Source organism: Exiguobacterium sp. s89 (assembly GCF_018617735.1).
Classification (GTDB): domain Bacteria; phylum Bacillota; class Bacilli; order Exiguobacteriales; family Exiguobacteriaceae; genus Exiguobacterium; species Exiguobacterium marinum.
Map to the genome: position 1 here is coordinate 439,928 of NZ_JACSKS010000001.1, position 22,570 is coordinate 462,497.

The following is a 22,570-nucleotide window of genomic DNA, read 5'->3' on the forward strand; positions in this document are numbered from 1 at the left end:
AAGGGAATTATATCCAAAGATATGTTCCATTGATTCTAGCATATTTATTATGTGAATAGAAACAATTTTCAGAAATTAATGTGGATGATAATGTATGCTATGATAATCATATAGAAATATTTAGGAGGATAACAGATGTGGATTATTTTCGGTCTGGCTGCGATTGGAGCCACACTTTTAAACTTGACTGTCTTTATGATGGAGAAAGATTATAAACTGCCGATGGCGATTGCGCTGTCCTTGACCGCGCTAACGTTATGCGCCGAATATAGCCTGGTCAACATGTGGGTCGAAGCGGAGGACTGGGCTGCTTTATCGGATGTTGTGCCCGGCATGTCACGAGCGTTATGGTTTTTAACGATTGCGGCAATTTTCTTGAATCTCCTTCCGATATTTTTAGAGAGAAAACGGACACGCATGATGCAATCGAAAAAGTAAATAATCATAAATGGAGCGTGATGATGGAAAATAAATTATTTGCGACTTTCGCTAACCCTTTTGGAATTCTCATTTTTGCAGTGATTGCATTTTCATTTTTATACCAAGCCGCACTCCGTCTCTTATCGTCTCACTACGTGTTGTTCGTTACCAATTTGGTTGGTGGACTGGCTTTCATCAGCATCATGCTACTTTTATCGCGTACATATAAGAAAAAATGACAATAAAAACGTGTACGAAGCTATATTTTTAGCCTCGAACACGTTTTCGTTTAACAATAACTCGATGTCACAACCTACAGTCATTCTAGCAAGTGTAATTTCGGTAGATACTCCATTTATAAACAAAACCAAAGAAGTTGGAAAAAATTGTTGCTAAGAGCTGATTGGCTACTCGCTCAACTACTGTAACTCACTAATCACTGTAAAAGTTCGCATATATGCATCTAAAACATTCCGCTCGGTTACTTCGTTGTCGTTCAACTCAAAACCCCAGAACTGAAACTGTTCCTGGTCTCTTTGTAAAAAACCAGCTGCGTACCCTTCAATGTCTGGCGCATCATCGTACCTCATGTCTTCAAATACGAATGGAAGATAGCTCTTTTTCGTACCAATAAAGAATATCGGGATACTTGAAGCCGTATAGACTTCTACATATCTCTCTTGATCCGCTGTATCAAATTGACTGTTCATGATGCAGACGGCATCATATGCAGAAGAAATAGTATTGATATTCTCTAACTCTTGAAAAGATATCGTATTGAATTTCACCTGTTCTAGTTCAACTTCCGGTAGTTCCCCGATCACGGCGATATGTAAGGGTTTTCCACTATACAGTTCGATTGGCATCTGTTGCGATGTACCCAATCCGCAGCCACTCACGGTCGCAATCAATAAGATCAAGCAAATAAGCATTTTCTGCAACTCAATACCCCCCATGATGATTCATACGTATAATATACCATTTACCCTTTAATTATTTACATCTTTCTCCTTTTTTCATACATTTTCAAAAGTGAATTCAAAATTGACGAATTTTAATTTAAGGAAGTATCCGTCACCTCATCAATCCTCTAACTTGGTTGAATACAATAATTCACCATCTCGTGTGCGCAATTCATAATCGATTCCTGATTGCATCTGCTTCGTCATCGTCGCGCGACATGTAAACATATGCCCCGGTCCATATGCAACGTCGGGAATTTCTTTGAAACCATATGATCGCTTGCCGAACCATAGCGTCACGTTCGATGGGCCTTTCGATGATCGGTCATCGACGACATAACATTCTCCCGTCTCGACGATGTAATTCGTCGTCATGCGATCGTGCGTCTCCATCCCGGCCATTCCAAGTATAGCAACTGATGCGAAAACAGCGAGAAAGACTTGTCCTAATTTCACACGAGTGCGTGTCTTCCACCACTCTCTCCAATAGATGACAAGAGATCCTAAACACAATAATCCTATGAACCAAGTGAGTACAATTTCCAACAACCCCATCACCTCATTTTATAATACGACTATTTTCAAAAAAAGGATTCAGTGCCCTCACAAAAAAACTCGACATACGTCGAGTTTAAGTTATTTCATATTCTAGCTTTCGCTTTTGCCAAGCGACAAGAAGGATACTAATAATGACGAGTAGGAACCAGGAGGACAGTTTACCCAAATCGACGATGGCCCAACCGTTCAATTGGTCCGGATACGCCCAGCCGTTGTAAAAGGTCACAATATTTTCAGCGAGCCAAATGAAGCAGGCGATCAAAAAGAACGACAGCACGACCGGCATTTTGAATCGTTGGTCATCAAGCCTGTATGAGACAACCGAGCGACCAAATGCTAAGAAAATGAGTGCGATCAATAGCCACCGTAGGTCTAACCATATATGGTGCCAGAAAAAGTTGAAGTAAATCGCAATGCCAAGTCCGAAGGCGATAATTGGGTTCGGCATTCGCGTGAACTGTAAATCGAGACGACGCCATGCCTGAACGACATAACTTCCCACGCTCGCATACATAAATCCGGCATAGAGCGGGACGCCCCACACTTTTGTGAACGCCTCATCTGGATAACTCCATGACCCCATCTGCACTTTGAATAATTCAAGTCCGAGACCGATGACATGGAACCAGCTGATGACTTTCACTTCTTCCATCGTCTCAAGTCCCGTCTTCACAAGGACGACCTGAACGAACAAACACCAGATGAGCAAGACGTCATATCGAGGGAGCGGTAACTCCACAAATTTTGTGACGGCAAGCGCTCCGAAGATGGCAACCGGAAAGATGCAACTAAGTGCCTGTTCGTAAGCAAAGATAAAGAGATAACGTATACGTCCCATCCGTTGCCCTACCTTTCGATGTATTCATATAAAAATGAAGACTCTCCGTCATAAAAACGTGGGTCAAAGACGCCGAGCCGTTCTTCGTCTGCCACGATGACGACGAACGGTGACCATTTTGTCAGAGTAAGCGCCTCTTGATTCGCTTCAAACAATGGCTCAAGACTCGTCTTTTCGGCACTCGTCAATTCGTATTGCAAGGTCGCTTCTTGATAAATGGAATCTTTAAAGAGCGATACGTTCTCGTCAGTCTTCGTGATGACGGTGAACTGGGTCGGGACAAATGAAGCCGATAGCGCCACTTCGTCATGTTCATCTGCATATGTCTGATACAAGTAAGCTCCTTGCGCACTTTGAATCGCGACATACAAAACGAGAGACGCCCATGCATACCGATACGTCTTATAGCGGACTTCTTGTTTACGGGCGACGAGCCAGGCAACCAAGAAGATCCCCCAATAGACGAAATCCACAATTGGAATCACACCAAACGTAATCCTCACGTCCGAGAACGGTTCAAAGTAACCCGTCCCCCACGCATTGAACAAGTCAGATGTGTTGTGTATGAACACGGACAACAGTGCCCACCAAAAATAACGGATATCTGTCACTCGAAAGAGGAGACGAACGAGTATGTAGATGAGCAAGGCAAAGAGCGGGACGAGGAAAACCGAGTGCGTGATGCCGCGATGCCACATCTGATACATGCCTTCTGTGTCCCATAGCCGAGAAATCACATCGCTGTCCGGGATTTGGCTCCCGACGAGTGTCGTGACGAACAAGGCTCGTTTTTCATGTTGTTGTAAATCACGTTTATCGGCTGCACCATATAGTGTCAAACCGAATAACGTATGCGTAATCGTATCCACGTTCTACCTCCATAGCGAAAGAGACATCTCCCAGTCCTGGACGATGTCTCTTCTTATTAATTCTCTTTATCCATTTTCATGGCGCGTCTTGCGACGATCGTTACGAAAATGACAGCGACAATCGGAATGATCAATGGCATCCAATTCAACATCCGCCTGTCCCCCTTCATCTAGTGTCGCAAGCAGTATAGCACATCTGCTTACTCGATGGATGAATGAATGCTTGTATTTTCATAAGTAGTTGCCATCTTCTCAATCGTTGCTTTCATATGATCACGAAGCGTGAGCGGTTCGACCACTTCTACCTGTGCTCCTAAGGAGAGCAACCAGTAAATGAATCCGTCAGATACGGCCGCATCGAAACGGATGAGGAATCGTTCTCCATGTTCGGACACGGAAACATCTTCTCCTAATTTGTCAAAGATGACCGGGAGTACCCGTTCGTCGACAGACAAGACGATTTGTTCATCAGATCCATTATACATATTGAACGACTTTTGATAGTAATCATCAGGTAGGTGATGTTTCGGACGGATGGTGCCGTCTTCCACAATCTCTGAGTTGACGATGCGGTCGACCCGGTAGTTTCGCACTTCTCCGATCGATTCGTCAATACCAATCAAGTAATACTGCTCGTGATTCCAATGCAAGTCAATCGGATTGATGACGTATCGTTCTCCGTCACGACGAAGTGGAAACGTTCGCTTCGTCACATCGAATCCGACGACGTCTGTATACTGGAACGAGATGGCTTTTCGTTCATGAATGGCCCGTTGGATTCGGTCGATATGGTAAGGAATGTGTCCGTGTTTTTTCTTCGGCGTCTTGATGATCGATTGTAGCGTCTTCGCTTCAGGGATACTCGTCAGCATTTGAAGCTTCTCTACGATTTCCTCGGTCACGTCTTCCGAGATAAATTTCGCTGCGACAATCGCATCGACCATCATCCGAAGTTCATGAATCTCAAATAAGCGGGCCGAATGCCAATATTTTTTGGCGAGACCATTCTTCTCCAATTCATCCTGCACTTCAAACCCCGAATTATTCAGTGCCTGGATATCGTCTTTCACCGATTTTTTTGCTAACTTAGAAGTATCTCCAATCGTTGACAAGTATTCGAGCAAATCTTCTAGTGTCTTTGGATTCGCTTCGTCCGTGTAACGTTCGAAGAAACGTCGAACTTCAAGTAACCGCTCTCGGTTATTCACGGTTCTATCCCCTTTCGTTTCTCTATCTAAATTATGTATAAACAGACATTATCATTTTATTTCCACGAAATAAAGGTATTTTCCATTACAAACTGTTTAAGGAGGCGCCATCTCTAGTGAAATATTATGCACACGTCAACGGCTCAAAAATTGAATATATAGACCGTGGTCACGGTCCTGTTATCGTACTGATTCATGGGACCCAATCCTCGAGTCTAGAACCATACCATGTGGACCAGCTCGTTTTGTCCGGTTTCCGGGTCATTGTCCCATCTCGGCCCGGATATGGAGAAACTCCGTACTCTTTTTCAGCATCTCCTCAAGTGTTTGCGACACAACTCCATCACTTGATGCAGATGCTAAAAATTGACCGATATCATGTATATGGTATTTCTGCCGGTGGACCGACCGCCATCGAACTCGCCTCACAAAATCCGGCCGTGCTCAGTCTGACACTTGCTGCAGCCGTGACGAGTATCGTCGATTTTCCATATCGGGACACGGTCAGTCGGAATATCGTCCAGCCGGCATTCATCGCGCTTCAATACATCATGAAACAGTTCATTGCTCGTGCCATCCAAAAGCACCCGTTTGAGGCGACGGCTCGGATGATTCAATCGACAAGCGATTTGACGCTCGACACGATTCGGGAAGAAGTGTCACCCTACGACATCTTCCTCCTCAAACGTGTCGCGAATCAGATGGCGTTTGGACTCGGTGCACAGTTCGATTTGAAACAACGTGTTTCAAGTGAGGTCTTAATCGGTGTCACCTGCCCGACCTATATCGTCCATTCCAAAAACGATAAGGCCGTTCCGGTTCGCCATGCCCATTACGCGAAGCGCTTAATCCCACATGCTCAACTATCGATTCTGAACAGTCCCGGTCACTTGATTTGGGTCGGACGGCACGCGAGAAAGTCAGAGCGACAAATCGAACGATTCATCCGATTTAACTCATAAAGCATCTCAACACAAGAGGTGCTTTTTCTCTATTAACCATCCAATCCCAAAACTTGTATCAAATGATTGGTCGTATGTTCTGGCAACTTCCATAGACTGCCTGCTCGATTAAATCCCGCGAGTACACTTGGACGGTTCGATTGACCGAGCCAAAGCTGATAACGCTCTTTCTCTCCACCTTTATATTGCACCGTAAGATCAAAATCGGGTGCCACTTCGATTTCGATTTCTTCGATTTCTTCTGAACTTCGTAGCATTTCCGCGAACACCTTAACCTGATCCAATTCGTGAAACTCTAACGCTACTACTGGATTCATTGTTCCGCGCGCTGTTGACTCAGCAATCATCACGCACTCCATTTCCTCTCGTTCAAGTTCTTCCGTGTCGATTTTATAAGACAATGTCGCCTTACGAATTTCACCTGCCCACCGAATCCATTTATCCATCATTTCACTCCTCTCGTCTAATGTACGTATTATCAATCAAAACGGTTTCAACATTTGCAAAATTAAAAAGCCGAGCAATCGCTCAGCTTTTACACTCATTCATATTTCCAACCAACCAAAGTTGCATCCTCTCCGACATAGCGAATCCGTTTCTCGTCATCATTTGGGAAAACACGAAGCGTTGCCACGGCGTCACCGTCGTTGACGAAACATTCGACACTCGACGAGTCGACGAACAGATGTAAAGACGTGACATCGAGCACTATTGTTCGGGTCGTCCCGAACTCGGTTGCGAACGGTTCACCCGCATTCGTCCGATCGATGGTCAATTCCTGTGTTTCTTTCTCGTACCGAATCACGAGCGACTCATCTTCTGTCTTCAACAGTTCGAGCTCGAAGTCTTCTCCGGACGTCGACAATTCCAATTCATAACGTTCGGGCGAAATCACTTCGATATGCGCGCCTGATTCATTTACGAAATGATTAGTTCGGAGTTGCTTCATTTCAGGGACTGGACGTTGCTTCAATACGCCATTTTCAAGAGACAGCTCTCTAGGTAGCGTCAATGCATGCGCCCAGCCGTACCGGTCTGTCGGATATTCAATCTCCGGTAAGCCCATCCAACCGACTAAGATGCGACGGCCATCATGCTCCGTCGTTTGCGGGGCGTAAAAGTCAAACCCGAAGTCCAATTCTTCGAATGCACCGTGGTTGAATGTACTCGTATTCAAGTCGAGGTCACCGGTCAAATATCCGGACTGATAGATGTTGTGGTAGCGATGACCCTCGGGCTTGATCCCTTGCGGAGAAAAGATGAGCACGTGTTTCCCGTCAAGTTCGAACACATCAGGACATTCCCACATGTAACCAAACTCTTCGAGTTCGGTCTTTACTTCACCTAAAAACGTCCAGTCATTTAAATCTGTCGAACGATATAAGACGACACATCCCGTCTCATCCGTGCGTTGCGCACCGACAATCGCGTAATACGTTCCATCTTCTTCCCACACCTTCGGGTCACGGAAATGTTCCGTATAGCCTGCTGGAATATCCGGGATGGCCACATTGCGACGTTCAATCATCCCGTCACGCAATACACCGATAATTTGCGAGGCGTGACGCGTCCAATCGTCTGTGCGATGATTCCCGGTATACATCACATGAAGGGTGTCGTCTACAACGAAACCACTTCCAGAGTAGGCACCGTGGGAATCTTCTTTCGTTTCAGGGACTAACGCCACCCCGCGGTCTGTCCAATGGACGAGATCGGTTGAACTGACATGGTACCAATGTTTGAGACCGTGAACTGGCCCTAGCGGAAACCATTGATAAAATAAATGGTATTCTCCATCGTAATACGTGAAGCCGTTCGGGTCGTTGAGGAGGCCCGTAGGCGGCTGGATGTGGTATCCAAACCGCCATGGGGATGCGGTCGTCTTTGCACGGAGCACCTCCATCTCGAGGGCGCTCACGTCACGGAGTGAACGATAACGTTCGGCCTTCGTCCAATTCATAGTGTCACTTCCTTTTTCGTTACGCGGCTTGTTTGACCGCTTCTTTTTTTGCTTGTCGTTTCGCAAGGATGAATGTCAACCCGAACGTCACAGCGAATGCAATCGCCATGCCAATGATATACGAGATGATTGACCCCGGTGCGATTGAGATGATCCCTGGTAATCCAGCAGCACCAAGCGCTACTGCCAATACGTCGTTTCCAACGATGAACGCGGACGCGATGGCTGAACCGACGATGGCTGCAACGAACGGATAACGAAGTTTTAAATTGACCCCGAACATGGCAGGCTCTGTGATTCCAAGTAATGCTGAAATCCCTGATGCAGAAGCTACACCTTTCATCTTCTTATCGCGAGTCAAGAAGAAGACCGCAAGAGTAGCCGCTCCTTGCGCGACGTTCGACATTGCAGCGATCGGGAAGATGAACGATCCGCCTGTTTCGGCGATATCAGCGAGAAGCTGTGTCTCAATCGCAATAAAGCTATGGTGCATCCCTGTGATCACGATTGGGGCGTAGAGAAGACCCATGATCAAGCCACCGACGAATCCGAGTGAATCATACGTCCACACCAATCCATCAATGATTAGGTTCCCTGCTTCACGTGTGATTGGACCCACGAAAGCGAACGTGATGAACGCTGTGAAGAGAAGTGAAAGTAATGGCGTAAGCAAGATGTCAAGTGACGCCGGCATGAACTTCCGGATGTTGATTTCAAGCTTCGATAAAATATACGTCGAGACGAGGACTGGTAAGACTTGTCCTTGGTATCCTAACTTTTCAATCTCAAGACCGAAGATGTTCCAAACCGGAATGTCTTCAACCGTTGCCTGTGCATATGCGTTAATCAAGTCCGGGTGAACCATGATCATTCCTAGTGCCGCACCAAGATATGGATTACCACCAAACCGCTTGGCTGCGGAGAACCCTATGAGTACTGGTAAGAAGACGAAGGCAGCGTTTGCGAACGTATTGATCATCGCTGCGAGATCCGCCATGCCTGGATACTGATCAATCAACGATTGTCCGTCAAAGAACAAATCCGGTGCCGTCAATAAGTTGTTGATCCCCATCAAGAGACCGCCGGCGACGATGGCCGGGATGATTGGAACAAAGATATCGGATAACATTTTGACGAACTGTTGGAGCGGGTTCATCTTTTTCGCTCCGGCTGACTTCACGTCTGTCGTTGACATGTCTCCAAGACCAGTCATCTGTGAGAACTCTGTGTATACCTTGTTGACGGTACCTTGTCCGATGATGATTTGGTACTGTCCTCCCGTCGAGAACGTTCCTTTGACAACATCAAGTTGTTCGAGTGCTTTCTCATCGACTTTTGACTCATCGTTCAATACGAGACGGAGGCGAGTCGCACAATGGGCTGCTGCCGCAACGTTTTCTTTCCCACCAATCGCCTCTAAGATTGATGCTGCTTCTTTTTTGTAATCCATTTTCATTTCCCTCCTAACGTTTCATTTACAAGTTTTCGTGATGGAATGGCTGGTATAGCGCCGTATGCCGTACAAGTCAATGCTCCTGTTACGTTTGCATATTCAATGTCAGCCAGTAATCGCGCCGAATCAAATCCGAGTGTCGCCAAACGATACAAATAGGCACCGACGAACGCATCTCCCGCTCCCGTCGAATCGACACTGTCGATTGAGATTGAAGGAACGATTTCATGATGCGCGCTTGTCGCAATCAACGTCCCACGAGACCCTAGTGTGATGGCAATCTGTTTTGCACCTAATTCAAGCAGTGCACGAACAGCGTCTTCTAGTTGTTCTTCTCCGGTTAACAAGTGTGCTTCTTCTTCGCTCAATTTAATGAAGTCCGATTCCGCGATGAAGTGTCTCGCATCTTGTTTAAATTGCTCGAGGTCCGTGATCAATGCATCTCGATAGTTCGGGTCGAACGAGATAAACAAGCCATCCCGCTTTGCAAATTGCAATAACTTGAAGTACGCGTCTTTCAATTTTCCATCAAGTAATGCTGTCGCCGAGCCGAAATGAATGATGTCTCCTGACTCGATTACCGATAAGTCGATCGACTCGAAAGCGAACTCTCCGTCACTTCCGCGACGGAATGTGAAGTCCCGCTCTCCGTCCTCTTGAATCGATACGAATGCAAATGTCGTATTTCCAGATTCCACAAGGTTTTCTGTTCGGACGCCGTTCTCGATCAACGTCTGTTTCAAGAAGAGACCAAACGGGTCATCTCCAACCTGTCCGAGGAAACTCGATTGTCCCCCGTGCTTACTGACGACTGCCGCGACATTCGCAGGTGCGCCTCCTGCTTTCTTGACGAACGTCGTCCCTTTAACGAGATCGCTTGACGCATCTTCACATACCCAGTCAATCAACAATTCGCCGATACAATGTACGGTGTTCATATCGTCCACCTCCATAAATCATAATAAGTTCTAAGTATGATTGGTACCGGTTCCAAAATGATTTAAAAAAATGTTACGGAACCGGTTCCGCAACACGAATATAAATCATTTATTTTATATTGTCAACGCTTTCGCGCACTTTTAATTCGAAATTTGTGAACGTTTTCATCGGAACTTGTTCACCATGTAAAAGTTGCAACATCATATCGGCTGCTTTAGCACCAGTTCGGCGATATGGAAGATGGACGGTCGTGATGGATGGATGTAAGACTTCCGTAAAATCGTAGCCTCCGAATCCACTGACAGAAACATCATTCGGGACAGAGATGCCACGATTCGCCAATCCTTTCAATACGCCAAGTGCGATGTTGTCTGTCGCACAGACGATGAGAGAGACTGAACCGATATCATTCGCTAATTGTTCCCCGATTGGAATGGCGTCCTCAATCTTAAACGTCGTTTGAATGACTTTGACGTGTGCCCCCGACTCATGAAACGCCTTTAAAAATCCGTCGCGGCGGTCTTGGCCGACCGCGATATCCGATTCATATACTCCGACATAGACTACGTCTCGATGACCCCACTCCGTGAATTGTGTACCAAGTGCAAAAGCCGCTTCATGGTCCGGATATACGAGGCTGTGCACCTTGTCATGCTGCTGACCAATCAGTAAGACAGGGATTTGAATCGCTTCAATTGCCTCAAGGTGACGCTCTGTGACCGTTGTCCCAAGCCAAATGATCCCTGCGACCTTTTGTTTGGTCAAGTTGTATAACTGTTCGATTTCACGCTCTGTCTGCTGTGCCGTATTGACGACGAGCATCTGATACCCTCGATCAGTAAGCCGTTCGTCAATTCCCATCATCGTCCGCGAGGATGCATATGAATCGAGCCGTGGAACGATGACCCCAATCATCTTCGTCTGTTTCGACTTGAGACTTTGCGCGAACTGATTCGGTTCATAATTCGTCTCTCGAATGACCCGGTCGAGTTTTTCTCTCGTCGCCTTGCCGACAGAACCTCCGTTCAAATAGCGCGAGACTGTACTTTTTGCGACTCCTGCGAGCTCGGCGATATCTTTAATGGTGACTTGTTTCATCCTTACCCCTCCATATGAAAAAAGCTGACGTGCGAGACGCCGTCAGCTTAATGGTTTACTACATATCGTTTCTTAAAATTTAAATAATACAGGCCGTTCCGCTTTTCGAATCCATTTCGCAAAAGGACTTGTTGCATCTCTTGTTGGTGAGGACTCGTTGGTGGAATGCCAGCGCGGACGGTCTGTCCGTCTAATAACTCCGAATCTAGTAAGGCAAGACGTAGCCCTTCAGTCGCATACCCTTTATTTTTATACGGATCAAACACCATCAGGTCGAGTTGATATACTCTAGCAAGCTTGAGCAACAATACTTTACCGACAAGTTCGTCGTCGACCATCAAATCATAATAAAAGTCTTCTCCATAGCTGTGCTCTTTTGCGTGATAGAGTTGTTCTGTCCCCATCTCTTCAAAGATGCCTTTCAACTCTTCGGCAGAAACACCATATGAGTTTTCTCCGTATTTTTGAAAGTGTTCATATTCGATCTCATCAATTTGGCGAATAGGTTGACGCACGATGTTCATCCCGTGCCCTCCTTAACTAGTAGTTCAATATCTGTCTGCGCTTATTATAAACGAATCTACTCATGAAGCGCAAAAGATAACCGAACGTCATATCGGTTCAATATGAATATGAACCGAGTCGACAGCATGTTGTTCATCCAGTTTCCGTTCGATTTCGTCACACAATTCATGAGCCGAATCCACCGTCAAATCCCCATCAACTGCAATCGTCACGTCGAGCATCACGTGATTCCCTAAATGTCGTCCTTTGATTTCACGGACTTCTTTCACCCGTTCGAACTGTTCGATTGTCTCCTCATATGATTCCACAAGATGTGGCGGGAACCCATCTGAGAGTTGATGTGTGGCATCTAAGAAGATTTGTATCGCTGTGCGGATAATCATACCGGCAATGACAACTGCCAAAACCGTGTCCATCCAAGGGAGCTGAAAATATGCGAATAGAACACCGAGTGTTGCCCCAATCGAAATCATCGCATCTGCCAAGTTATCTTTCGCCGCTGCCTTTAGCGCCAGTGATTTTGTTTTCTTCGAAAGATTCAAATTGAAGCGATATACAGCGAACATGACGAGCGCACTGACTAACGCGACGACGGCTGCTAATGGGTTCGGTTCTGCATATTCTCCTCCTATTAAGTTAGACAGGCTATTGAAGAATACAAAGATACCGACTGCAACCATGATCAATGAAGCAACCAACGCCGAGATTGTTTCCATCTTCGCGTGTCCGTATTTATGTTCAGCGTCTCGAGGAAAAGCCGCAACCCGAATTCCGATATATACGGCGACCGACGCGATAATATCTGTCGTATTGTTGAATCCATCGGCTAGCACAGCCTCAGATTCATATAGATAACCAAAAAATACTTTTACTATAGATAAGATCAAATAGGTTGTGATCGATACAATCGCTCCTTTGAGCGCTTTTGGTGGATGATTTGTCGTTTCCATCCCCCCACCTCCTTTTTAGCTCAGTTAGTATAGCAGGTGAACTTCATGTGGGGATAGAGAAACAATGTTTCTTACAGCCAAAATAAATGGAATATATTCCCGGTAGTTTCGTTTAACAAATTTTATGGTAAAGTAAACAGGAAGAGACCTTAGGGTTAAACCGTAAAAAGAGGTGAAACAAATGTTTACAGAACGAGATGGGATTAAATTAAGATTGGAACAAATTGACAGATTACTCGTCGATTTGAATCGCGAGGCGAAGCAATTGATGGCACGCCTTCGCGAGCTAGATGCCTCTGGAGAAAATCCGCATGAAGTATCCTTGAAACCTGAAGAACGAGATACGTTGAAATCGTCAATCGATGAGACGCTTGAAGCACTGCAAAGCCGTTCAAAGCGTCCGGTGAACGTAAACGATGAGAAGAAGAAAGAACTTGCTTCTCACAAAGCACTCATCGATGAGTTATCTGACTTACTCAGCAAGAAAAAATGAGACGCCGCTGCGTCTCATTTTTTATGAAGGAGCTAGTAACATGTATATCGTAACAACCTGCCTACGCCCGACAGACGAAGTTTTGTCTCGGGCGCATGCACATTCCGCAGAATACAATATGAAGTTTGTCGATCGACGCAAACATTCGATTGATGAGCTGAAGAAACGCCATCACCAAGATGTACTTGTATTTGATAAACGACGCGTCGAATATACACCAGTGCACAGTACAGAACCATTCTTTTTTCACCCTTCTAGCTCGGTCTTTCGAGTGAAACAACTTAGTCGTGGTGGAACAGATTCACTCATTGACGCATTACAAGCAACACCGGGTGATCGAATGTTAGATTGTACGCTCGGTCTGGGATCGGACTGCATCGTCATGAGCCATGCAGTCGGCACAACAGGAAAAGTGGTCGGAATCGAAAGTCAATTTATCACGGCGCAACTCGTTCGAGAAGGCATGGCCGTTTGGGTAGAAAAAGATGAGCATGTGACTGAGGCGATGCGCCGCATTGAGGTCGTTCACGCCAATTCACTCGACTATTTGAAAACGTGTGCGGAAAATTCGTTTGATTGTATTTACTTTGATCCGATGTTTGAAAAAACGATTTCAGAATCGGTTCATTTGAACCCACTTCGCTCGATCGCCGACACTTCTCCTCTCACGCAAGAGTTGATTGCCGAAGCAAAACGAGTAGCCAAGAAACGAATTGTCTTGAAGGCGCATTTTGAGAGCGATACCTTTGAACGCTATGGTTTCACTCATATAAAACGTAAAACGTCGAAGTTCCATTACGGATATATCGACTTGGAGTCTAAGTCTATTTAGTTCATATTGACTAAATAGGTCATTAGACTCCTTTTTTGTTTATTATTTTCTGAATATTGACATTAATCAGACACAAAGGGTACATTTACATCAAGATCACACATTTTCCCATTATCTATTTACAGGAGGTTCACACAAATGAAAAAACGTTCTATTCGTCGAACGACACTCGCGGCTCTCATGACTTCTGCCATGACAGTCAGTATCGTTCCGGCTGCAGGTGCTGCCCCTTTAGCGGTTGCGCCACCCGGTCCGGCAACAAGCGAACTCGCTCCGTTCGACCACAACATCATCGACGAAGACCGTCTCGCGAAAGCGCTCGAGAAACGGGGCGTCATCAAAAAGGGGTTATCTGCATCTGAACGTATGAAAGCGGTCGACGCATATATCTCGAAAAAGCAAGGTGCAGCAAAAGATCCACATAAGCATGATGAAAAACTGAATGAAAAGGCTTCAAAAGCAAAAGAAAAGGTACATACTCAATTTGAAAAAGAAACAGAACGAATTCTCGACAAAGCGAAAAAAGGACAAGCGAACTATCGAAAAGGAAAACCAAATGGTCAAGTAAAAGTATCCCCTGCACAACAGTCTGCATACAACGGAGCTGTTCGTGAAGACAAAGTCCTCGTCCTTCTCGTCGAGTATAGCGATTTCAAACACAACAACATCACCCAAGAACCGGGCTATATGTATAGTGATAATTTCAGTAAAGAACATTACGAGAACTATATGTTTGGTGACAAGTCATTCGAACTCTTCAATGGAGAGAAAGTCCGGACGTTCAAACAGTATTATGAAGAACAATCAGGTGGAAGCTACACAGTTGATGGTGAAGTTTCTGAATGGTTGACCGTTCCAGGGACTGCGAAAGACTATGGGGCGGACAAAGGTGATGGTGGACACGATAACGTCGGGCCTGGTCCACGTCAACTCGTCAAAGATGCGTTGAATGCAGCGGTCGCATCTGGTATCGACCTCGCAGAGCACGATCAATATGACCTTTACGACTTAGATGGAGACGGCGATTTCAACGAGCCGGACGGTCTCGTCGATCATTTGATGATTATCCACGCAGGTACTGGTCAAGAAGCTGGTGGTGGTGCGCTTGGTGACGATGCGGTTTGGTCACACCGCTGGGTTCTCGACGGTGTATATCCAGTAGCCGACACAGAAGCTACAGTTCCTTACTGGGGCGGAAAAATGGCTGCGTACGATTATACGATTCAACCTGAAGATGGCGCAGTCGGAGTCTTCGCACACGAATTTGGACATGATCTCGGTCTTCCAGATGAGTACGATACGCAGTACACAGGTCAAGGTGAGCCGGTACAGTCATGGTCTATCATGAGTGGCGGTAGCTGGGCCGGTAAAGTCGCAGGTACGGAACCGACAAGCTTCTCACCACAAAACAAAGAGTACTTCCAAAAAATCATGGGTGGAAACTGGGCGAACATCACAGAAGTCGACCTTGAAGACATCAACTCACAAGGGTTCGTCTCACAACTCGACCAGTCTGTGACGAAATCAAACAACCCAGGCATCGTCAAAGTCAACCTTCCTGATAAGAAGATAAAAGGAATCGAACCAGCTTATGGCGATCGCTATTACTACTCGACAAAGGGTGACGACATCCACACAGAGATGGCGACACCAAGTGTGAAACTCGGTGCTGACGGAGTCCTCACATTCGATTCATTCTATGAAGTCGAATCTGACTATGATTACTTGTACATTAAAGCCCTCAGCGGTGGTCAAGAAGTCGTTCTCGATGTATTCGGTGACGACGTCAACGGTGCAAACGAAGCAGGTTACCCTGCCGAGACGACGAACGGTGCATGGGTCAACAAATCATACGACCTCTCACAATTTGCTGGACAAGATGTTCAAATCGTCTTTGAATACGTGACAGACGGCGGCGTCGCGATGAAAGGCTTCGCAGTCGACAACTTGTCAATCAAATCAGAATCAACAACGCTCTTCGCAGATGATGCGGAAGGCGCTGAAGCCGTCACTCTCGATGGATTCGTTTCTTCAGACGGATACGATTCAAAACCACACTACTACTACCTCGAGTGGCGTAACCATGCCGGGTCGGATATGGGTCTTCTCAACGGCCGTGGCGTGAAATACAACACAGGTCTAGTCGTATGGTACGGTGATGACTCGTATACAGACAACTGGGTCGGTGTCCACCCTGGTGAAGGCTTCCTCGGTGTTGTCGATTCACATCCACAAGCGCTTATCGGTAACTTGAATGGACAACAGACAGTGACAGGTAGCACACGTTACCAAATCGCTGACGCTGCATTCAGTCTCGATAAGACGCTCGCTTGGTATATCGATTCACCAAGTCGTGGTATCTATGACTACAAAGCACAAGCTGGCGTGAAGCAGTTCAATGATGCGAATTCGTACATCAACTCACTCATTCCAGATGCAGGACGTAAACTCCCGCAATACGGCCTCGTCATTGACGTAGTCGGTGAAGCGAAAGACAACTCTGCAGGTGCTGTTTGGATCCGAACAAAATAAGCATGATTCATCCGACCTCTAGTCTTCGGTTACCGAAGACTAGAGGTCTTATTATTCTGAAAAAGCTTGAAAATGGCGATTAACCTGTGTAACATAGTGGGTGTAACGCCTCTGTAGGTTAGTGGCAGACCTCAGCAATGGTAATGCTGCAGCACGAGTTCGATTCTCGTCGGAGGCATCAATAATACCGCTTAACAATGCGGTTTAGAGCACTTCCTGTTTCTTGCAGGAGGTGCTTTCTTTTTGTCATTGCACAGAAATTACACAGTTTTCGTTTTATCGTGTCATGAGCACCACTTTGTCAAATCGTTTTCAATTTGTCGAACGATTGCACTTCACAGAAGTTTCCACTAGCACTTTTTTGATATAGAAGAAGGTTTTTCAATTTTACAGTGTTTACCTAAGTGGACCCTCTCCCCTCACCTTGACATCATTTCCGTTCCTCTATAAACTTGAAAAGTTGAAATTATTGAATAGTTAAAGGAAGGAGCATGATTCATGCTAAACGAATGGTTATGGATTCCTTCCGCCATCCTTACACTCGGTCTTCTCGTCGTTAGCTACAAATTATTTGGTCGGGTCGGACTATACGCTTGGATTGCGATGGCTTCTGTCGTCGCAAATATTCAAGTCACGCAACAGATTGTAATTGGCGGATACATTTTTACGCTCGGTAACATCGTCTACGGTTCGCTTTACTTAGCGACGGACATTTTGAATGAAAAATACGGGCGAGCAGCTGCCCGAAAAGGGGTATGGCTCGGATTTTTCATTTTGATCGTCTCAACGGTACTCATGCAGTACGCCCTTTTGTATGAACCGTTTGAAGAGGCGCTCTTCATGCACGAGAGTTTTGAGGTACTCTTCTCGATGCTACCATTGATCACACTCGGTAGCCTTGCCGCCTATTTAGTCTCTCAATTGTTCGATGTCTTCGTCTATTCGAAAATTCGCGCAAAAACGGGCGAGAAAAAGCTATGGCTCCGGACAACCGGTTCGACCGTATTATCTCAATTGATTGATACGTTCACGTTCTGTATTATCGCTTTCTGGGGGATGGAATGGGACATTTGGTGGAATATCTTTATCACGACGTACGTGGCGAAGTTTGTAATTGCATGGATGGCTACACCATTCATGTATTATGCAAAACGGACAAATCCACAAGACGAAACAAAACAAGATGCTGCATAAGAAATGCCGTAACTTCTCGTTTGAAGTTACGGCATTTCTTCATGGTCGTTCGATTTGGATACGCACAGCATAAGGCCGAGCGGCTTCAATCGACGTCTCATCTCGACAAACTGTGATGGCCTTAAACGCATCAATGGCGACCGCCTCGATCGTTTGATCGTTCATTTCGACCTCAAGAATGGTATAGACAGGCAAACGATCAAGTTTAACCCATTCCCCGTTATGTTTTTTTTCGTAAATGACTGGTGATTGAATCGCGTATCGCCGGAGTAAATCATGGACATTCATCTGATCTCCTCCCTGTTCAAAACGTACACTTATTATAGAAAGCGTTTTCACTTTTGTAAAGCAAGTACATAATAATTTTATAAGCATTTCCTCTTCATTTTTAATTATCCAGTACCGATATAACGAGTAGAGAAATGGGGTGAATTGATGCGTTATCGCAGACAGGAAACTTTCCGCTACATACTACCAAATCCGCGTATAATTCCTTACAAACTGATTTGGGGAGACAAAGAATTATATGATGGCGAGGGGCTACTTCTCAATGTAAGTTCTCACGGATTAAAATTACGCTCGGATTATCTCTTTCCACTTTCTAATGACTTACAAGTACATTTTGTCCTCGATCTCGTTCCAACTCTCCAACCGATCGAACTGATTGGATACGTTAAACATCGCAATCAATTGGGAACTCTTTATGACTATGGAATCATGCTTGATATAAAAATGGAAGAAACCCAACAACTCGTCACGATGATTAAAACGTATGCACGTGAAAATAAATGAGAACATGCATGATGCATCTTCTCATTTTTTCGTGTTTACAAAAGAGGGTATACTACAACTATCAATCATTGGCGAGGTGTTCGTATGACTAGAAAATTTTTATTGATTCCATGGGGGGCGGCTATCGCGTTGGCCATCTTAGGTCAGAACGTCCCGTTTGACGGGCGCTTTCTAATCGACTTTGTGACTTATAATACCGATGCGTACGAAGGCTATTCTCTCTCACTCTTTAGTATCTTAGGTGTGTTTCCATTAGCGATGTTCCCGCTTCTTTGGTCAGAAGTGAATCAGTTGAAGCCGAATCCGCTCATCGCTGCCATCAGTATTTTTTTCGTAGGTGGCTTCTTACTCGCCCCCTATTTGGCTTTTGCGAGACAATCTCCTTATCCGACCCCGGTCAAACCGCTTCCGACGCGTATCCTTGGTGTCGTGTTGCTATTAGTGACAATCGGACTGTTCATCGCTGCCGCGAATACGGGAAATGTCTCAGAATATTGGTCGTATGTAGAGAATAATCAGTTTGTGCGAACGATGACCGTTGACTTTTTCTTATTGGCGTTCATTCAAATCATATTAATGAATCGGGATGCGAAACGCTATAAGATGAGCCTTTGGCCACTTCCGTACATCCCGCTGTTCGGCTTAATCTTCTGGCTCATCATTCGACATCAGAAACCGTTTAACGAAGCTCCTCCGAAGCGCGAACGTGTTGAAATGCAACATTGATGTCCCGCTTTGTCTCATAAACGGCTATACTAAAAATTAGATTTGTTATAAAGGAGACCATCACATGCGCTATTTTCAGGTCACATCTTATGTGACTGTTAAAAATGAAGTACTCGAATTGAATGAATATGCTAAAGTGCCAAATCAAAAAGTAGATCAATTTTTAAAAGAAACACTAGAGCTTGATCTGTATGATGACAAGGTGACATTGCGTGAATGCGTTGTCGCAAAAGGAAAATGGGAATGTCCCGTCGGTGATTTTATCATCACAGAACATACAGATGAGAAAAAGTTCAACCGTCTACAAAACAGCCGTTCCTCAAAAATGACAAAGTAACCTCCACACCAAAAACCTCCTCGCCGATTCAGACGAGGAGGTTTTATTATACACAGGTAACTTGTTTATTCGTCCGACTCTTCTTCGGGATTTGGGTCAGGGTGTTGTGTCGGAGCTGGCTTCTTAGCCGGATTCGATTCATCATCTGGAATTGGGTCTGGATGTACCCCTGGTTGTGATTCATCTCGTTTCATCGTATCCCTCCTTCGTCGTTACTCCATTTGTTTATCCGTTTTCTACATACATGAAACGTATTAGTGAATGTTTTGATTTCCGATCACTCGTCTTGAGATAGCTTTTTCGATTTCAACGATGACAAACACCACGGCTCCAAATGCCACTGGGTAAATCCAATCTTCCCACGTAAGTGGTGCAGTCCCGAACAGCGTATGCATGAACGGCACGTACGTGATGAACAATTGAAGAGCGATGAGTAAACCTGATACGAGGAAAGCGATCTTATTGTCGAAGAACCGACGATTGAACGCAGGGACCAACTCGGTGCGACAGTTATATAAATGGAACAACTGTGCCATGACGATTGCATTTAAGGTAATTGTTTGTAATTTCTCGGTTGAATAATCGAAATCACCGAGCATGTAATTAATCCACAAACTACCTCCTCCAATCAATATCGACACGAATGTGACACGGAAAATGTAATAGCGACTGAGAAGTGGCACGTTCGCCGGTCGTGGAGGACGCTTCATCGTGCTCTCTTCAAGAGGTTCAAAGGCAATTGCCAGTGATAAGGTAATTGCGACGACCATGTTCACCCATAAAATTTGAACAGGACTGAGTGGTGCTGCTGCCCCAAGCAAGATACTCATCGCAACGAGTAACGCCTGTCCACCGTTTGTAGGGAGTAAGAAGAGGATTGTTTTCTTCAAGTTATCATATACTCGGCGACCTTCACGGACGGCGTTATAGATTGTTTTGAAGTTATCATCGACTAGAACCATCTGAGAGGCTTCTTTTGCGACTTCCGTCCCTTTGATTCCCATCGCCACCCCGATATCTGCACGTTTTAAGGCTGGAGCGTCATTGACGCCGTCTCCAGTCATCGAGGTGATCAACCCGTTCTCTTGTAACCCTTTGACGAGTCGAAGTTTATCGTTCGGGCTCGTTCTCGCGAACACGTCATTATGAACGGACGCCTCTTTGATTTCTTCATCGGACATATCCGTCAATTCGCGGCCTTCGAGCGCCCCTTCAACTTCCATACCGAGCTCTTTTGCGATTGCGACAGCCGTGTCCTTATGGTCACCCGTAATCATTTTAATTCGGATGCCAGCATCACGACACGCAGCAACAGCATCGATCGCCTCTTGTCGTGGCGGATCGACGATACCGAATAACCCGAGGAAAGTCAGACTATTTTCAACATCTTCATGGTCAATCGATTGTTTCGAACTGTCAACTCTCTTGAAACCGGCACCGAGGACACGTTGACCTCGGTCAGCAATTTCTTTACGTTTATCGTCCCAATACTCTTCAGTGAAATCTTCAGAAGATGCCATCTCAAAAAGACGGTCAGGTGCACCTTTGACGAAGATCATGCGCTCTCCTTTATAATCGACGAGCGTAGCCATGTACTTGTATTCAGAATCAAATGGGATTTTGGAGATGACTTTAAGTCGTTCGATCGGACGTTCCGCTTTTTCTGCGACAGTCAGTAAACAAGCTTCGGTCGGATCCCCATTGATGACCCAACCCCCATCCTCTTCGTTCAATTGTGCATCGTTACACGTCTTCCCGACAGTCAAGAGATCAATCATCGATTCATCGTCATCCAAATCAAACGGTTGACCGTTCAATTCTAGGTCTCCGTTCGGTGCATATCCACTTCCTGAGACTTCAATGTCATGTTTCGCCGTCACGATTTGTTTGACTGTCATCTCATTCTTCGTTAACGTACCGGTCTTATCCGTACAGATGACGGATACTGCGCCTAACGTCTCGACAGATGGTAAGCTTCGAACAATCGCTTTCTGTTCAGCCATATTCCGAACTCCGAGCGCTAAGATAATGGAGATGACAGCTGGTAATCCTTCTGGGATCGCTGCGACTGCCAGACCAATCGTCGTCAGCATCAGTTCGACAGGTTCATAATCTCTCATGAAATAACCAAATGCATAAATCACCACAGAGATGATTAAGATGGCAATCGATACGGTTTGACCAAATTTCGTCGTCTGACGAATGAGTGGTGTCTTGACGGTTTGTACTTCTGAGATGGATGCATTGATTTGCCCAAGCTCAGTTCCTTCGCCGATTGCTGTAACAATCGCTTTAGCGCTACCTGTCGCCACACTCGTTCCTGAGTAGACCATGTTTTTACGGTCAGCGAGTACGGCTTCTTCATTGACGATATCCGGTTTTTTCTCGACCGTTGTCGCTTCACCGGTCAGTGCGGACTCCTCTACTTTGAACTTTTCTGCCCGAACAACCCGTGCATCGGCTGGCACTTTATCACCAGCTGCGAGGACGAGTACATCTCCGACGACGAGGTCACTCGAGTCGATTTCGGATTGTTTCCCGTCACGAATGACGGTCGCTTTCGTTTCCAGCAACTTTTTGATTCCTTCTAGTGCTTCTTCCGCTTTGTTCTCTTGTAAGTATCCAACGACACCGATGACCGTGACGACTAAGACGATAACAATCGTATCGATATATTCACCAAGAAAACCGGTGACAACTGCCGCACCGATCAAGACGTACACAAGAATGTCATTAAATTGTCTTAAGAACTTTATGATTTCAGGCGTTTTCTCTTTCTCCGGTAACACGTTTTTACCGAACTCTTCCTGACGACTTGTGACACTTTCTTTCGAGAGCCCCGTTTCGATATCAGTTTCCACTCTTGCTTTTACTTCATCTACTTCGAGAGCATGCCACTGTCTGTCTGCATTCTGCATGATT

24 protein-coding genes and 1 tRNA gene are annotated in these 22,570 nt (G+C 45.5%); 10 read left to right on the plus strand and 15 right to left on the minus strand.

Annotated features, from left to right (window positions below):
- The first annotated feature begins 135 nt into the window (after nt 1-135).
- Nucleotides 136-438: a hypothetical protein gene (locus KNO96_RS02275; RefSeq protein WP_214702072.1), complete on the plus strand. Its 303-nt coding sequence runs from the start codon at nt 136-138 to the stop codon at nt 436-438.
- 401 nt (nt 439-839) lie between these two features.
- Here KNO96_RS02275 and KNO96_RS02280 read toward each other — a convergent pair whose 3' ends face one another.
- From KNO96_RS02280 to KNO96_RS02300, 5 genes are all read right to left on the minus strand, one after another.
- Nucleotides 840-1,361, minus strand: coding sequence for a hypothetical protein (locus tag KNO96_RS02280; RefSeq protein ID WP_214702073.1), 522 nt, complete (start codon nt 1,359-1,361; stop codon nt 840-842).
- Nucleotides 1,362-1,502: 141 nt separating this feature from the next.
- Entirely contained in the window at nt 1,503-1,928 is a 426-nt protein-coding gene (locus KNO96_RS02285) for a hypothetical protein (protein ID WP_214702074.1), read from the minus strand.
- Nucleotides 1,929-2,013: 85 nt separating this feature from the next.
- Complete coding sequence (locus tag KNO96_RS02290; protein ID WP_214702075.1) at nt 2,014-2,778, minus strand: DUF817 domain-containing protein; 765 nt, start codon at nt 2,776-2,778, stop codon at nt 2,014-2,016.
- An 8-nt stretch (nt 2,779-2,786) separates the two neighbouring features.
- A complete protein-coding gene (locus tag KNO96_RS02295) occupies nt 2,787-3,647 on the minus strand; it encodes a metal-dependent hydrolase (RefSeq protein WP_214702076.1) in 861 nt (286 codons plus the stop codon).
- Between the two features lie 200 nt (nt 3,648-3,847).
- Nucleotides 3,848-4,855: a helix-turn-helix transcriptional regulator gene (locus tag KNO96_RS02300; protein WP_214702077.1), complete on the minus strand. Its 1,008-nt coding sequence runs from the start codon at nt 4,853-4,855 to the stop codon at nt 3,848-3,850.
- Between the two features lie 116 nt (nt 4,856-4,971).
- On the opposite strand from KNO96_RS02300, the gene KNO96_RS02305 reads away from it, so the two are divergent.
- A complete protein-coding gene (locus KNO96_RS02305) occupies nt 4,972-5,817 on the plus strand; it encodes an alpha/beta fold hydrolase (RefSeq protein ID WP_214702078.1) in 846 nt (281 codons plus the stop codon).
- Nucleotides 5,818-5,849: 32 nt separating this feature from the next.
- On the opposite strand, the gene KNO96_RS02310 is transcribed toward KNO96_RS02305, so the two are convergent.
- The 7 genes from KNO96_RS02310 to KNO96_RS02340 form a co-directional block, all read right to left on the minus strand.
- A complete protein-coding gene (locus KNO96_RS02310) occupies nt 5,850-6,263 on the minus strand; it encodes a YhfM domain-containing protein (protein WP_214702080.1) in 414 nt (137 codons plus the stop codon).
- A 95-nt stretch (nt 6,264-6,358) separates the two neighbouring features.
- Nucleotides 6,359-7,777, minus strand: coding sequence for a glycoside hydrolase family 32 protein (locus KNO96_RS02315; protein ID WP_214702082.1), 1,419 nt, complete (start codon nt 7,775-7,777; stop codon nt 6,359-6,361).
- Between the two features lie 19 nt (nt 7,778-7,796).
- Entirely contained in the window at nt 7,797-9,227 is a 1,431-nt protein-coding gene (locus tag KNO96_RS02320; RefSeq protein WP_214702084.1) for a sucrose-specific PTS transporter subunit IIBC, read from the minus strand.
- Between the two features lie 2 nt (nt 9,228-9,229).
- Nucleotides 9,230-10,168 (minus strand): carbohydrate kinase family protein, encoded by a 939-nt coding sequence (locus KNO96_RS02325; protein WP_026826024.1) that lies wholly within the window; start codon nt 10,166-10,168, stop codon nt 9,230-9,232.
- A gap of 109 nt (nt 10,169-10,277) precedes the next feature.
- Entirely contained in the window at nt 10,278-11,267 is a 990-nt protein-coding gene (locus KNO96_RS02330) for a LacI family DNA-binding transcriptional regulator (protein WP_026826025.1), read from the minus strand.
- 47 nt (nt 11,268-11,314) lie between these two features.
- Nucleotides 11,315-11,791: a GNAT family protein gene (locus tag KNO96_RS02335; RefSeq protein ID WP_026826026.1), complete on the minus strand. Its 477-nt coding sequence runs from the start codon at nt 11,789-11,791 to the stop codon at nt 11,315-11,317.
- A gap of 87 nt (nt 11,792-11,878) precedes the next feature.
- The gene (locus KNO96_RS02340) at nt 11,879-12,742 is read right to left on the minus strand and encodes a cation diffusion facilitator family transporter (protein ID WP_026826027.1); all 864 of its coding nucleotides are present in this window, start codon (nt 12,740-12,742) and stop codon (nt 11,879-11,881) included.
- 181 nt (nt 12,743-12,923) lie between these two features.
- On the opposite strand from KNO96_RS02340, the gene KNO96_RS02345 reads away from it, so the two are divergent.
- The 5 genes from KNO96_RS02345 to KNO96_RS02365 all read left to right on the plus strand — a co-directional run bounded on the left by KNO96_RS02345 (nt 12,924) and on the right by KNO96_RS02365 (nt 17,793).
- Entirely contained in the window at nt 12,924-13,235 is a 312-nt protein-coding gene (locus KNO96_RS02345) for a hypothetical protein (protein ID WP_026826028.1), read from the plus strand.
- A 40-nt stretch (nt 13,236-13,275) separates the two neighbouring features.
- Nucleotides 13,276-14,067, plus strand: coding sequence for a class I SAM-dependent methyltransferase (locus KNO96_RS02350; RefSeq protein WP_214702086.1), 792 nt, complete (start codon nt 13,276-13,278; stop codon nt 14,065-14,067).
- Nucleotides 14,068-14,205: 138 nt separating this feature from the next.
- Entirely contained in the window at nt 14,206-16,599 is a 2,394-nt protein-coding gene (locus KNO96_RS02355) for an immune inhibitor A domain-containing protein (RefSeq protein ID WP_214702088.1), read from the plus strand.
- A gap of 107 nt (nt 16,600-16,706) precedes the next feature.
- Nucleotides 16,707-16,777: transfer RNA gene (locus tag KNO96_RS02360), tRNA-Thr, on the plus strand.
- Nucleotides 16,778-17,097: 320 nt separating this feature from the next.
- On the plus strand, nt 17,098-17,793 hold the full coding sequence (locus tag KNO96_RS02365; RefSeq protein ID WP_214702089.1) for a queuosine precursor transporter: 696 nt from the start codon (nt 17,098-17,100) through the stop codon (nt 17,791-17,793).
- 39 nt (nt 17,794-17,832) lie between these two features.
- Here the strand turns inward: KNO96_RS02365 and KNO96_RS02370 are convergent, their stop codons facing one another.
- Nucleotides 17,833-18,081 (minus strand): hypothetical protein, encoded by a 249-nt coding sequence (locus KNO96_RS02370; RefSeq protein ID WP_214702090.1) that lies wholly within the window; start codon nt 18,079-18,081, stop codon nt 17,833-17,835.
- Nucleotides 18,082-18,228: 147 nt separating this feature from the next.
- On the opposite strand from KNO96_RS02370, the gene KNO96_RS02375 reads away from it, so the two are divergent.
- The 3 genes from KNO96_RS02375 to KNO96_RS02385 all read left to right on the plus strand — a co-directional run bounded on the left by KNO96_RS02375 (nt 18,229) and on the right by KNO96_RS02385 (nt 19,648).
- Nucleotides 18,229-18,585, plus strand: coding sequence for a PilZ domain-containing protein (locus KNO96_RS02375; RefSeq protein WP_026826035.1), 357 nt, complete (start codon nt 18,229-18,231; stop codon nt 18,583-18,585).
- Between the two features lie 84 nt (nt 18,586-18,669).
- Entirely contained in the window at nt 18,670-19,311 is a 642-nt protein-coding gene (locus KNO96_RS02380) for a hypothetical protein (protein ID WP_214702092.1), read from the plus strand.
- A gap of 64 nt (nt 19,312-19,375) precedes the next feature.
- Nucleotides 19,376-19,648: a hypothetical protein gene (locus KNO96_RS02385; protein WP_214702093.1), complete on the plus strand. Its 273-nt coding sequence runs from the start codon at nt 19,376-19,378 to the stop codon at nt 19,646-19,648.
- 65 nt (nt 19,649-19,713) lie between these two features.
- Here KNO96_RS02385 and KNO96_RS14400 read toward each other — a convergent pair whose 3' ends face one another.
- Entirely contained in the window at nt 19,714-19,842 is a 129-nt protein-coding gene (locus KNO96_RS14400) for a hypothetical protein (protein WP_026826038.1), read from the minus strand.
- 60 nt (nt 19,843-19,902) lie between these two features.
- Nucleotides 19,903-22,566, minus strand: a complete 2,664-nt coding sequence (locus KNO96_RS02390) for a cation-transporting P-type ATPase (RefSeq protein ID WP_214702095.1) — start codon at nt 22,564-22,566, stop codon at nt 19,903-19,905.
- Nucleotides 22,567-22,570: the final 4 nt, after the last annotated feature.